Origin of the sequence: Leifsonia psychrotolerans (assembly GCF_013410665.1) — a bacterium.
GTDB classification, from domain to species: domain Bacteria; phylum Actinomycetota; class Actinomycetes; order Actinomycetales; family Microbacteriaceae; genus Cryobacterium; species Cryobacterium psychrotolerans_A.
Map to the genome: position 1 here is coordinate 3,664,139 of NZ_JACCFM010000001.1, position 12,797 is coordinate 3,676,935.

Annotated in this window: 14 protein-coding genes; 12 read left to right on the forward strand and 2 right to left on the reverse strand. The window is 63.6% G+C overall.

Annotation, left to right across the window (positions count from 1 at the left end; translation table 11 throughout):
* The first annotated feature begins 2 nt into the window (after window positions 1-2).
* The 8 genes from map to rplQ all read left to right on the forward strand — a co-directional run bounded on the left by map (window position 3) and on the right by rplQ (window position 5,926).
* Window positions 3-842, forward strand: coding sequence for a type I methionyl aminopeptidase (gene map, locus HNR05_RS16660; protein ID WP_179580154.1), 840 nt, complete (start codon window positions 3-5; stop codon window positions 840-842).
* A gap of 141 nt (window positions 843-983) precedes the next feature.
* Window positions 984-2,639, forward strand: coding sequence for a phosphoenolpyruvate--protein phosphotransferase (gene ptsP / locus HNR05_RS16665; protein WP_179580155.1), 1,656 nt, complete (start codon window positions 984-986; stop codon window positions 2,637-2,639).
* Between the two features lie 150 nt (window positions 2,640-2,789).
* Complete coding sequence (gene infA, locus HNR05_RS16670; protein WP_022883252.1) at window positions 2,790-3,011, forward strand: translation initiation factor IF-1; 222 nt, start codon at window positions 2,790-2,792, stop codon at window positions 3,009-3,011.
* Window positions 3,012-3,094: 83 nt separating this feature from the next.
* Window positions 3,095-3,208, forward strand: a complete 114-nt coding sequence (gene rpmJ / locus HNR05_RS16675; protein WP_022883251.1) for a 50S ribosomal protein L36 — start codon at window positions 3,095-3,097, stop codon at window positions 3,206-3,208.
* Between the two features lie 167 nt (window positions 3,209-3,375).
* A complete protein-coding gene (gene rpsM, locus HNR05_RS16680) occupies window positions 3,376-3,750 on the forward strand; it encodes a 30S ribosomal protein S13 (protein WP_179580156.1) in 375 nt (124 codons plus the stop codon).
* Window positions 3,751-3,792: 42 nt separating this feature from the next.
* Complete coding sequence (rpsK, locus tag HNR05_RS16685; protein ID WP_018191944.1) at window positions 3,793-4,191, forward strand: 30S ribosomal protein S11; 399 nt, start codon at window positions 3,793-3,795, stop codon at window positions 4,189-4,191.
* A gap of 161 nt (window positions 4,192-4,352) precedes the next feature.
* Window positions 4,353-5,342, forward strand: coding sequence for a DNA-directed RNA polymerase subunit alpha (locus tag HNR05_RS16690; RefSeq protein WP_179580157.1), 990 nt, complete (start codon window positions 4,353-4,355; stop codon window positions 5,340-5,342).
* A 50-nt stretch (window positions 5,343-5,392) separates the two neighbouring features.
* Window positions 5,393-5,926 (forward strand): 50S ribosomal protein L17, encoded by a 534-nt coding sequence (gene rplQ / locus HNR05_RS16695; protein WP_179580158.1) that lies wholly within the window; start codon window positions 5,393-5,395, stop codon window positions 5,924-5,926.
* Window positions 5,927-6,153: 227 nt separating this feature from the next.
* Here rplQ and HNR05_RS16700 read toward each other — a convergent pair whose 3' ends face one another.
* Window positions 6,154-8,085, reverse strand: a complete 1,932-nt coding sequence (locus tag HNR05_RS16700) for an acyltransferase family protein (protein WP_179580159.1) — start codon at window positions 8,083-8,085, stop codon at window positions 6,154-6,156.
* A gap of 113 nt (window positions 8,086-8,198) precedes the next feature.
* Between HNR05_RS16700 and truA the strand changes: the two genes are divergently transcribed.
* The 4 genes from truA (at window position 8,199) to glmM (ending at window position 11,688) form a co-directional block, all read left to right on the forward strand.
* On the forward strand, window positions 8,199-9,119 hold the full coding sequence (gene truA / locus HNR05_RS16705; protein ID WP_343062657.1) for a tRNA pseudouridine(38-40) synthase TruA: 921 nt from the start codon (window positions 8,199-8,201) through the stop codon (window positions 9,117-9,119).
* 202 nt (window positions 9,120-9,321) lie between these two features.
* Window positions 9,322-9,768, forward strand: a complete 447-nt coding sequence (gene rplM / locus HNR05_RS16710) for a 50S ribosomal protein L13 (RefSeq protein WP_179580160.1) — start codon at window positions 9,322-9,324, stop codon at window positions 9,766-9,768.
* A gap of 48 nt (window positions 9,769-9,816) precedes the next feature.
* Window positions 9,817-10,302: a 30S ribosomal protein S9 gene (rpsI, locus tag HNR05_RS16715; protein ID WP_179580161.1), complete on the forward strand. Its 486-nt coding sequence runs from the start codon at window positions 9,817-9,819 to the stop codon at window positions 10,300-10,302.
* Between the two features lie 24 nt (window positions 10,303-10,326).
* On the forward strand, window positions 10,327-11,688 hold the full coding sequence (glmM, locus tag HNR05_RS16720) for a phosphoglucosamine mutase (protein WP_179580162.1): 1,362 nt from the start codon (window positions 10,327-10,329) through the stop codon (window positions 11,686-11,688).
* Between the two features lie 125 nt (window positions 11,689-11,813).
* Here glmM and coaA read toward each other — a convergent pair whose 3' ends face one another.
* The gene (gene coaA / locus HNR05_RS16725) at window positions 11,814-12,770 is read right to left on the reverse strand and encodes a type I pantothenate kinase (protein WP_179580163.1); all 957 of its coding nucleotides are present in this window, start codon (window positions 12,768-12,770) and stop codon (window positions 11,814-11,816) included.
* Window positions 12,771-12,797: the final 27 nt, after the last annotated feature.

Genomic DNA, 12,797 nt, shown 5'->3' on the forward strand with positions numbered 1-12,797 from the left:
TGATGTCGATGCTTCGCAAGTCGATCTACAAGACTCCGGCGCAGCTGCGTTTGATGGTGGCACCCGGTCTTGCGACCGCTGCATCACTCGATGCTGCTCGCGCGATGATCCGTGCGGGTGTGACCACCCTCGAGGTGGATGCGGCGGCCGAAGCCGCGATCATTGCGCGCGGCGGGGCCTCCAACTTCAAGCTGGAGCCCGGGTACCGGCACACGGTGTGCGCGTCGGTGAATGATGACGTGGTGCACGGCATCCCGAACTCGCGTGTACTCGAGCCGGGCGACCTGGTTTCAATTGATAGCGGTGCGATCATCGACGGTTGGAACGGCGATGCCGCATTCAGCATGGTGGTTCCCGATACAGATCCGGCGAGAGCGGCGATCGTTGCGCAACGACAGAAGCTCTCGGACGTGACCGAGCAGTCCCTCTGGGTCGGAATCGCACGGCTGGCACGCGCGCGTCACCTCAACGAGGTGGGCGAGGCGATTGAAGACTATGTGGAGTCGCAGGGCGACTACGGAATTTTGACCGACTATGTGGGTCACGGTATTGGTCGCTCGATGCATGAGGACCCGCCTGTGTTCAACTACCGCGTGCGCCCGAAGGGGCCCGATGTGAAGCCAGGTTTGGTCGTCGCAATTGAGCCGATGGTGGTGGCCGGATCGATCGACACCTTTACGCGAGACGACGACTGGACCGTTGCCACCGTTGACGGTGCTCCAGCCGCGCACTGGGAGCACAGCATCGCCGTGCATAAGGACGGAATTTGGGTACTGACCGCCGTTGACGGCGGGGCGGCAGCGCTCGCGCCGCTCGGCGTGACTCCGGTACCGATTCCTTAACGAGCCGCACGGATGTCCTGTCAAAGGTCATTCCTGAGAGTGCGCTATTGACCGAATCGGGGGACAGGGCGCACTGGTCGTTCCGACGCTTCGCGCTAGGGTGACAGCGGGCAGGGGCGTTCAACTCACAAAGGAACCGTGATGGAAATTCAGGGGATCGGGATTGGCCAGGGTGTGGCCGTCGGACGCATCCTGAGGATGCCTGACCCGCAACCGGAACCCGCCGACCGGCTGAGTCTGCGTCAGCCCGCGGAAGAATCGGTGCGGGCCGCACAAGCCCTGAGTGCGGTTGCCGCTGAGCTTGGGGTGCGGGGCCAAGCCGCAGGCGGCGCGGCGCAGGACGTGCTCGAAGCGCAAGCCATGATGGCCGAGGATCCCGCGCTGGTTGCGGACATCACCGCGAGACTTTCCCGGGGGAAGACTGCGGAGCGCGCCACGTTCGAGGCATTCGCCGCATTCCGCGACACGCTGCACGGGCTCGGCGGTTACATGGCAGAACGAGCAGCAGATCTCGATGATCTGTCCCAGCGCGTCATCGCACATCTGGCCGGCGCAGCACCCTCCGGCGTTCCGGAATCGCGCGAACCTTTCATCCTCGTCGCGCGTGATTTGGCGCCTGCCGACACCGTACTGCTCAACCTCGACCTGGTGCTCGGTCTCATCACCAGCAGCGGGGGACCGACGTCGCACACGGCGATTCTTGCGCGCGAGAAATCGCTCGTCGCCATCGTCGGTGCGGCCGGCGCGACGTCATTGGTCGACGGCGATGAGGTGATTCTCGATGCCGCACGCAGCGTCGTCGTCACCACGCCGTCCGACGAGGCGAAGTCAGCCGCGCTGACGCGGATCGCGGAACGCGCTGCACGCGCAGCCGCCCCAGTCGGCCCCGGGCTGCTTTCCGATGGCACCCATATCCCGCTTCTCGCCAATCTGGGCAATGCGGATGGTGCGGCGAAGGCAGCTGCACTCGGCGCGGAAGGCGTTGGACTATTTCGCACCGAGTTCCTTTTTCTTGACGCGACGAGTGCGCCATCCGTGGGCGCCCAGCAGGTTGAGTACGAACGGATGCTGCGTGAGTTTGCGGGCAAGAAGGTCGTCGTGCGGGCGCTCGACGCCGGCGCCGACAAGCCGCTCGCCTTTCTCAACGACGCTGACGAAGAGAATCCGGCGCTCGGAATGCGTGGCTTGCGCTCCCTGCGCGCGGCTGAGGGGATCCTGCGGGATCAGCTCACAGCGCTCGCCAACGCGGATGCGGCGACTGACGCCGATCTGTGGGTCATGGCGCCCATGGTGGCGACGGTCGAAGAGACCCGATACTTCGTCGATCTCGCTCACTCGCTCGGGCTGAAGACCGCGGGCATCATGGTCGAGATTCCGGCGGTCGCGCTCTTGGCCGACCGGGTGCTGGCCTGTGCGGACTTCGCCTCGATCGGTACTAACGACCTCACGCAATACACTTTGGCTGCCGATCGGATGCTGGGCTCGGTTGCCTCCTATCAGGATCCGTGGCATCCGGCTGTCTTGCGGCTTGTTGGGGCGACCGGCGCGGCTGGCGCCGCACTCGGAAAGCCCATTGGCGTCTGCGGGGAGGCCGCAGCGGACCCACTTCTCGCCGTCGTGCTGGTGGGGCTCGGGGCAACGAGCCTGTCGATGTCGGCGTCGGCCCTCGCCGACGTGCGTTCCAGCTTGGCCGGTTACTCCCTCGAGCAAGCGAGACAGTTGGCTGCCATTGCGTTGGCCGCAGACGGGGCTGCTTCGGCGCGCGCGGCAACCGCGGCCGCAGCATCCACCTTCTGACGGCGGCTGTGTGTCTCGGCTCCGGGTTGGCTTAAGCGGCATCCATAGCATAAGATTGATCCTTGGTGTCTTGCTTTGCCCCTCGCGGTCTGCGCTTTTCGCCACATCCACGCATGACCAGCAACCAATATATTGAGCGACAGTGAGTAAATGGCGAAAAAAGACGGTGTCATCGAAATCGAAGGCGCAGTAGTCGAAGCTCTTCCCAATGCGATGTTTCGCGTTGAGTTGACCAACGGCCACAAAGTCCTTGCCCACATTTCGGGCAAGATGCGTCAGCACTACATCCGCATCCTCCCCGAGGACCGCGTGATCGTTGAGCTGAGCCCATACGATCTGACCCGCGGCCGGATCGTCTACCGCTACAAGTAGAGCTCGCTCGTACAATCGGCTGCTGTAAGTAACGGCCCGCGGCATTCTGCGGGTACGAAGACAGCGATTTATAAGGAATCACCATGAAGGTCAACCCCAGCGTTAAGAAGATCTGCGACAAATGCAAGGTCATCCGCCGCAACGGCAACGTGATGGTCATCTGCGAGAACCCGCGTCACAAGCAGCGCCAGGGCTAGGTTTCGACCTCCTCGATCACCGGGTGACCGGTGTGTCGTCTGATCGGATCCGCACCTACAACTGAATACAGAACTAGCAAGTCCGGGATCCTTCGGGAGACACCATCGGTTGGAGGCCGGTGCACAGGATTTGCTACAGACCTCCACTCACTCACAGGAGAAGCCAAATGGCACGTCTAGCAGGCGTTGACATTCCCCGCGACAAGCGCGTGGAAGTTGCACTCACTTACATTTACGGTGTTGGCCGTACGAGGGCCCTCAAGACCCTCGCCGACACTGAAATCGACGGAAACATCCGCGTCAAGGATCTGACCGACGACCAGCTGGTCGCACTGCGCGACTACGTCGAAGGTACTTTCAAGGTTGAGGGTGACCTCCGCCGTGAGGTCGCCGCTGACATCCGCCGCAAGGTCGAGATCGGTAGCTACGAAGGTATTCGTCACCGCAAGGGCCTGCCCGTTCGCGGACAGCGCACCAAGACCAACGCGCGCACCCGCAAGGGCCCGAAGCGCACCGTAGCCGGCAAGAAGAAGGCGCGCTAGGCCTCGGCCTAGCAGCACCCTCTTAGGATTCAGGAGAAATTCATGGCAGCACCCAAGTCGGCCGCACGGAAGCCGCGTAAGAAAGAAAAGAAGAACATTGCTGTGGGCCAGGCCCACATCAAGAGCACCTTCAACAACACGATCGTCTCGATCACCGACACCACGGGTGCGGTAATCAGCTGGGCATCGTCAGGTGGAGTTGGCTTCAAGGGTTCACGTAAGTCGACCCCGTTCGCCGCACAGCTGGCAGCCGAGTCGGCCGCCCGCCAGGCGCAGGAGCACGGCATGAAAAAGGTTGACGTCTTCGTCAAGGGACCGGGTTCCGGTCGCGAGACGGCGATCCGTTCGCTTCAGGCCGCTGGCCTCGAGGTCGGCTCGATCAACGATGTCACCCCGCAGGCGCACAACGGTTGCCGCCCGCCGAAGCGTCGTCGCGTTTAATTCCTTTCGCTGACCGGGCGGGCCCTTCGGAGCCTGCCCGTTCAGCACGACAAGTTCGCTGTCTCGGCCTTCGTCGGGTCGAGACAGCGCACTTGGACAACAATTTAAAACCTCGCTACAGAAGTGTCATATAGCGGACACTTAGCCGAAAGGAATCAATAGTGCTTATTGCACAGCGTCCAACGCTTACCGAAGAGAACATCTCGGAGTTCCGTTCACGTTTCGTGATCGAGCCCCTGGAACCCGGCTTTGGCTACACCCTCGGTAACTCGCTTCGCCGCACTCTGCTCTCGTCGATCCCCGGCGCTGCTGTCACCAGCATCCGCATCGATGGCGTGCTTCACGAGTTCAGCACCGTTCCGGGTGTCAAGGAAGATGTCACTGAGATCATCCTGAACATCAAGGGACTCGTCGTCTCGAGCGAGCACGACGAACCGATCACCGCGTACCTGCGCAAGCAGGGTTCGGGCCAGGTTACCGCCGCTGACATCTCGGCTCCGGCCGGTGTCGAGGTGCACAACCCCGAGCTGGTTATCGCAACGCTCAACGACAAGGCCAAGTTCGAACTTGAACTGACCATCGAGCGTGGCCGTGGCTACGTGTCGGCCACCCAGAACCGTGCAGAGTATGCAGAAGCCGGCCAGATTCCCGTCGACTCCATTTACTCGCCCGTGCTCAAGGTGACCTACCGTGTCGAGGCAACTCGTGCCGGTGAGCGCACCGACTTCGACCGCCTGGTCGTTGACGTGGAGACCAAGTCGGCGATCACGCCTCGCGACGCCATCGCATCTGCTGGTCGCACCCTGACCGAGCTGTTCGGTCTGGCCCGCGAGCTGAACACGGCTGCAGAAGGCATCGAAATCGGCCCGGCGCCGGTTGACGCCGTGCTGCCGGGTGAGCTGTCGATTCCGATCGAAGACCTCGACCTGTCGGTACGTTCGTACAACTGCCTCAAGCGCGAGGGCATCAACAACGTCAGTGAACTCGTCGCCCTGTCGGAGACGCAGCTCATGAACATTCGCAACTTCGGTCAGAAGTCGGTGGATGAGGTCAAGGACAAGCTCGTCGAGCTGGGACTGTCGCTCAAGGACTCCGTTCCTGGATTCGATGGCGCTCACTTCTACAGCGGCTACGACGAAGAGACCGTCTAAGGCCTGTCGCCCGACTGCCTTTCTATTTTTGAAACTAGAGAAAGACTAAAATGCCTACACCCACTAAGGGACCCCGCCTCGGCGGTGGACCGGCGCACGAGCGCCTCATGCTTGCCAACCTGGCAGCTGCCCTCATCACGCACAAGTCGATCAAGACGACCGAGACCAAGGCCAAGCGCCTGCGTCCCGTCGCCGAGCGACTGATCACGTTTGCAAAGCAGGGCGACCTGCACGCACGTCGTCGCGTGATGCGTACGATCGGCGACAAGTCAGTCGTGCACGAGCTCTTCACCGAGATCGCACCGCTGGTCGCCGAGCGTGAGGGCGGCTACACCCGCATCACCAAGCTCGGTTTCCGTAAGGGCGACAACGCCTCGATGGTTCAGATCGAGCTCGTTCTCGAGCCCGTGACCCCGAAGGTCAAGTCGGCGAAGGCCACGGCTGCCAAGGCTGCCGTTGCCGAGCCTGCTGCCGAGGTCGTCGAGGAGCCCGTTGAGGCTCCCGAGGCTGAGGCCGTTGAAGCCGACGCTGCTCCGGCCGAGGCCGAGGTTGTTGCCGAGGCTGACGCTGAGGAAGCCAAGTAACACCAGTTTCATTGCAGAAGGGCCCGACTTCGGTCGGGCCCTTTTTTTGTGTTTGCTGTTGTCTGTTGGGTGGGCTGAGCTGGTCTTGGGGGTGCCGTAGGCGCCGCTCCATGGGCTGCGCCCATGGAGGCCCGGTGCCGCTCCCCAGCCCACGAAGCGGCGCCTACGGCTGGCTTGGCGCGCGGGGCGTCGGGGAGGGCTCGTTGCCGTGATACTGCGAACTGGAGTTACGGGAGCAGTAAGAGGCGATTCGGACCCGGCTGCTGCGCCGGGGGAAGGTTTTCGAGACGCTGCAGGGCCTCCGCGATGCAGTCCGCATAGATGCGACCACCGGTCGGGCCGGGGTGGATGTTGTCGTCGGCGAGCACATCCGTGTGTGGTGCGATCGCGGTCGACCAATCGGCGAGTTCAATGCGGGGGCTGTGCGCCGAGAAGTCGGCGAGGGTCTGGTTGACCCCCTGCGTCCAGTGTCGCTCGGCGAAGGCATTGATGACGATGAGTTGGCGCGTCGGACCGATGGTGGACTGGATGCGCTCCAGATCGTCCGAATCGATGGGGCCATTCGTACCGAGTCCGACCACGACGATCGGGCGTAACTGATCGGCCTGCTTGAGGCTGTCGATGATGTCGGGGGCCGCACCCATGCCGCGCGACACCGCGGCGTCGATCACGATACCGGGAAATGCTGCCTGCAACTCGGGGGCGGATGCCAACATGACAGAGTCGCCGACGGCCGTCATCCGCTCGCCGGCGGGAAGAACCGTGGCGTCGTGGGCGCGGAGTGGAATGGTGACGGAGTCTGCTCTCTGGGCAGCCTCGGCTGCGCTGGCTGCGGCCGCCTTCATCGCGGCTTCCCCGCGCGCGATCGCCGCTTGGGCGCTCGTCAGTGACGGCGCGGTCAGCAGGGCAGCGCCCGTTCCGGCACAGAACAGAACTGCGACGAGGAGACTTCCGATGACGATCTGCCGGTCGACCCGCGACAGATGCCGACGTGCAGCCAGCTGCCGTAAAGCGCCGCGGAAGCCGAACCGGCGTACCGGCTGTTCAACCCAGCGGTAGGAGCCTTCAGCGGCCAGGAGGGTGACAACGGCTGCCAGAACGCCGACCAGAATGACCCGGGCAAGGTCTTCCGTTGCACCGTGCGTGGGCCACACGAGCTGCAGCAGCACCAGTATGGGCCAGTGCCAGAGGTAGATCGAGTACGAGCGCGTTCCCAGGTAGCGAAGCGGTGCGCTATCGAGTCGAGTTCCGAAGCGCCCGGGACGCACGCTGGCCCAGATCACGAGAGCCGTGAGCAGCGCGACGATCGCGAGGCCGCCGCGATAGGTGAACGCGCTCTCAGACGGCATCCAGATCGACAAACCGACCAGGGCGATCACCGCGCCGAGCCCCAGCCAGGGACGCAGACGAGGGAGTTCGGCAGTGGGGTCGGCCGGGCGCTGAAGTATCAACGCGAGTGCGGCACCGATAGCAAGGCCGAAACTGTGCGTGTCAGAGCCGAAGTAGACCCGGGTCGGGTCAGTGCCCGGCTCGAACAGAATGCCCATCCAGACGGCGGATGCCGCAGCGAGCAGCAGCACAAGGGTGAGACGGATGCGGGGTCGCCGGATCAGCAGAAGGGCGACGAGAAGCAGCGGCCAGACCAGGTAGAACTGTTCTTCGACGGCGAGCGACCACAGGTTGCGAAACAACTCCGGCTCATCGGCACTGAAATAGCTGGAGCTTGATGCGATTGAAACCCAGTTGTAGCTGAATGTGAGTGCCCCGACCAACTGGCGACCGAGCGTGACAAGGAGGTCGCCGCCGATCAGCCAGGCTGCCGAGGAACAGACGAGCAGCACCGGAATGAGTGGAGGGACCAGCCTGCGCAGCCGACGGCGCCAGAACTGCGGCAGCGAGATGCGTCCGGAACGCGCGCGTTCAGAAACGAGTAGTCCGGTGATGAGGAAGCCGCTGATGACGAAGAAGACGTCGACACCGATGAAGCCGCCGGGCAGTGCGTTCGGGAAGAAGTGGTAGAGGAGGACGCCGGTGACCGCGAGCGCGCGAAGGCCGTCGAGGCCGGCGAGCCGGGACGACGCAGTGCGTAGGGGGGCCTCCGCGGAAACGCCGACAGGTGTGCCCGAGAAGCTGGGCGCGGGGGAGTCAAGTTGTGTCATGGCGGGAAGTGGCCGAGGCCGTCTTCAACGATAACTCACGTTTCCCGGGTGCCGCCCCGTCGAGCAGGGACGCAAAGCGGCATGGCGTGCGTGGCGCCGAATACACTGAATGCGTGATTGATCCTGTTCCTCGGGCCGCCGAGCCCGCTGAGTCTGCCCCGACGCACAGGATCCGGCTCGACATTGCCTATGACGGCACCAGCTTTGCCGGCTGGGCTCGGCAGCCGGGCGAACGCACGGTGCAGGGGGAGATCGAGACGGCGCTGGCGACAATTCTGCGTCGGCACCAGCCCATTCCCGACCTGGTCGTCGCCGGGCGAACGGATGCCGGTGTGCACGCGCGCGGACAGGTCGCCCACTTTGACCTCACCGACGAGCAGGCGCATGCGCTGATTCAGCCCCGACGGGGTACCGGAAATAAACCCAAGCCCCCGCTTCCGGTCGAGGTCTATCGCCGAGTCAGCGGCATCTTGGTGACCCAGCCGGAAATCGTGCTCAAGGCCGCGACGCTCGCGCCGGCCGGGTTCGACGCGCGGTTCTCCGCTCTGTGGCGTCGCTACGAGTATCGAATCGCCGACACACTCGCCGGCCACGATCCGTTGCAGCGCATGCGCACGACGTGGCATCCGGCCCCACTCGATCTTGAGGCGATGGATGCCGCGGCCGCCACCCTCGTGGGGCTGCACGACTTCGCCACCTATTGCAAGCCGCGCCCCGGTGCGACCACGATCCGCACGCTGCAGGACTTCCGCTGGCGCCGTGACCCCGACGGGGTGCTGGTCGCCTCGCTGAAGGCCGATGCGTTCTGCCACAGCATGGTGCGTGCCCTGGTGGGCGCGTGCGTGGCGGTCGGTGAGGGCAAGTTGGAGGGGAGCCGTCTGGTCAACCTGCGGATCGAGCGCGCACGCACGAGCGAGTTCAAGGTGATGCAGGCCCACGGGCTCACCCTCACCGAGGTGGGATACCCCGAGGATGCCGAGTTGGCCATTCGCGCCGTTGAGACGAGAGCGCGACGCGAGCTCCCCGAGGAATAGAGCAGCCGCATCCGCTCGTGGTGGTGGGCGGGGTGACGCAGAATTGCGCAGAGGGGCCTACGCGAAGTAGTATTGACGTTTGTGTCTGTGCGTTGCAGCCAGACATGCGAACGTGAGCCCTCCATCGACCGTGTTCTTGTCAAGAACACACCCGGAGCGGGATTCACGAACACCTCCGTTCGAATAAGAAAGCAGCACTATAGTGACGCGCACCTACACCCCCAAGGCAAGTGAAGTCCAGCACGATTGGGTCGTCATTGACGCCACCGATATCGTTCTTGGCCGTCTCGCCAGCCACGCCGCCGTTCTCCTTCGTGGAAAGCACAAGGCAACGTTCTCTCCCCACATGGACATGGGAGACTTCGTCATCATCGTCAACGCCGAGAAGATTGCCCTGACCGGCAAGAAGCTCGAGCTGAAGATCGCTTACCGCCACTCCGGTTACCCGGGCGGGCTGTCGGCACAGAACTACGCCGAGATGCTCGAGAAGCACCCGACGCGTGCAGTTGAGAAGGCAATTCGCGGCATGCTGCCGAAGAACTCGCTCGGCCGCGCCCAGCTCGCCAAGCTCAAGGTCTACGCAGGCCCGGAGCACCCGCACTCTGCGCAGCAGCCCAAGCCGTACACCCTCGGCCAGGTCGCGCAGTAGCGTCGGCTCCCAGACTTCTCGACTCTAAGAAAAAGGATTCACACCATCGTGGCGAAGATCGCAGACCAGATTGACGCGGCTCCGGAGAGCTACTCGACAGAGACTCCCGTTGAAGCTGTAACCAAGGCGCCCCGCGCCGTCCTCACCGTTCCCGGCGCAGCCGTCGGACGTCGCAAGCAGGCCATCGCCCGCGTGCGCATCGTTCCCGGCTCCGGCATCATCACCGTGAACGGCCGCGAATTCGCGGACTACTTCCCCAACAAGCTGCACCAGCAGCTCATCAACGACCCGTTCAAGGCACTTGACCTTCTGGGCAGCTACGACGTGATTGCCCGCATCAGCGGCGGTGGCCCCTCCGGCCAGGCCGGCGCGCTGCGTCTCGGCATCGCTCGTTCGCTCAACCAGGTTGACGAAGAGAACAACCGCGCCATCCTGAAGAAGGCTGGCTTCCTCAGCCGTGACGCTCGCGTCAAGGAGCGCAAGAAGGCTGGTCTCAAGAAGGCCCGCAAGGCTCCTCAGTTCTCCAAGCGTTAATCAGAAGGTCGACTCCAGGCACTCATGCCTCGACTTTTTGGTACTGACGGTGTTCGGGGCTTGGCCAACCGTGATCTCACGGTTGGCCTGGCCCTGGGCCTCGCTCAGGCAAGTGCAGTAGTTCTCACCCAGGGGCGTCGCGCCGAAGAGCGCCGCGCGCAGGGCCGCCGTCCGGTGGCCGTGCTCGCACGGGACCCCCGCATTTCGGGGGAATTTATTTCGGCCGCTGTTGCAGCCGGACTGGCAAGTTCGGGTGTCGATGTTCTCGACGCCGGCGTCATTCCGACTCCCGCTGCCGCGTTTCTCATCGCCGATATCGGTGCAGACTTCGGCGTGATGATCTCCGCCTCGCACAACCCGGCCCCCGACAACGGCATCAAGATCTTTGCCTTCGGCGGCACCAAGCTTCCCGATGAGGTTGAAAGCCGCATCGAAGCGCACCTCGACGATGAGATGCTCACCCCGACCGGGGCCGATGTCGGACGCATCCGCCGTTTCGCCGACGCAGAAGACCGCTACGTCGTGCACCTGCTCGGCAGCCTGCCGCACCGCCTTGACGGCATTCATGTCGTCCTTGACTGCGCGCACGGTGCAGCGGCGGGTATCTCGCCACAGGTGTTCACCGATGCCGGCGCCCGCGTCACGGTGATCGGGGCGGACCCCGACGGAATGAACATCAACGACGGTGTTGGTTCGACGCACCTCGACAACCTGGCGAAGGCCGTGCTGGAGCACGGTGCCGATGTCGGAATCGCCCATGACGGCGATGCGGACCGCTGCTTGGCTGTCGACAAAGACGGAAAGATCGTCGACGGCGACCAGATTATGGCTATTCTGGCTGTCTCGATGGCCGAACGTGGTGTGCTGAAGGACCGCACGCTCGTTGCCACGGTGATGAGCAATCTCGGGCTGCGTAAGGCCATGGCGGCCAACGACATCCGCATGATCGAGACCAAAGTCGGCGACCGTTACGTGCTCGAAGAGCTGAACATCGACGGACTTTCCCTCGGCGGCGAGCAGTCGGGGCACGTCATCATGACCAAGTTCGCCACGACGGGCGACGGAATCCTCACCGGTTTGCATCTGGTGGCCGAGATGGCACGAACCGGCAAGTCGCTCGCGCAGCTGGCATCCGTTATGACCGTTTACCCGCAGATTCTCGTGAACGTGCGTGGTGTCGACCACCATGCTCTGCACTCGGACGCCGCCATTGCTGCGGCGGTCGTGGCCGCCGAGGTGGAACTGGGCGACACCGGTCGCGTGCTGCTGCGCCCCTCGGGAACTGAGCCTATGGTGCGTGTGATGGTCGAGGCTGCTGACCAGCCGACGGCCGACCGTCTGGCGCACCGTCTGGCGGATGTCGTGCGCGAGCGCCTCGCGCTCTAACGCGGCAGACCGTACCGACAACACGCACGCACTTCTTCCCGCGAGATCGGAGTCGTGCTCGTTGTCAGCGCGTGATGAGGACCACGACTCCGATCTCGCGGGAGGTGAGACGCGACGACGTCTGCTCAGACCTTCCGCAGCAAGACCTTCGACACCGAGTGGTTCGAGTCCTTGCGCAGCACAAGCGTGGCCCGCGACCGCGTCGGACGGATGTTCTGCAGCAGATTGGGCTCGTTGATGCGCGTCCAGATATCGATCGCTTTCGCACGGGCCTCGGATTCGCTGAGCGTGGAATACCGGTGAAAATATGATTTCGGGTTGGCGAACGCCCCCCGTTGAAGTTTGAGAAAGCGTTCCTCGTACCAGCGCTCAATATCGGGCGTTCGCGCATCGACGTACACAGTGAAGTCGAACAGATCGCTCACGGCGAGGCCGTGACCCTGGAGAGGGGGCTGCAGAACGTTCAAACCCTCGACAATGAGAATGTCGGGCTGACGCACCACGATTTGGGCATCCGGAACGATGTCATAGCTGAGATGGGAATAGAACGGCGCGCGCACCTCAGCGGCGCCACTCTTCACCGCGCTGACGAAGCGCAGGAGCGCACGGCGGTCGTACGACTCGGGAAACCCCTTGCGTTCCATGAGTCCACGCCGGGTCAATTCTGCGTTCGAGAACAGAAATCCGTCGGTGGTCACCAGCTCCACACGCGGGGTGTCTTCCCAGCGAGCGAGCAGCTCGCGCAGCAGCCGGGCGATCGTCGACTTACCGACGGCGACCGAGCCGGCGACACCGATCACGAACGGCGTGCGCTGGGCCCGTTCGCCCAGAAAGTCACTGGTCTGGCGGTGCAGTTGGCGAGCCCCGGCCGCATAGAGGTTGAGCAGTCTGCTCACCGGAAGGTAGACATCCGTCACCTCTTCGCGGTCAAGCGGCTCGCCCAAGCCACGTAGCTGCACCAACTCGGTTTCTTTGAGCGGCAGTTTTGTGGTCGGCGACAGAGCCGCCCAGTCGGAGCGGGAGAGCTCAACGAAAGGGGTGGCGTGAGTGTGGTTTGCTGTGCTCGCACCCTGCTCGGACATTCCCCCAAGCTTAGTCCGACTAAAATC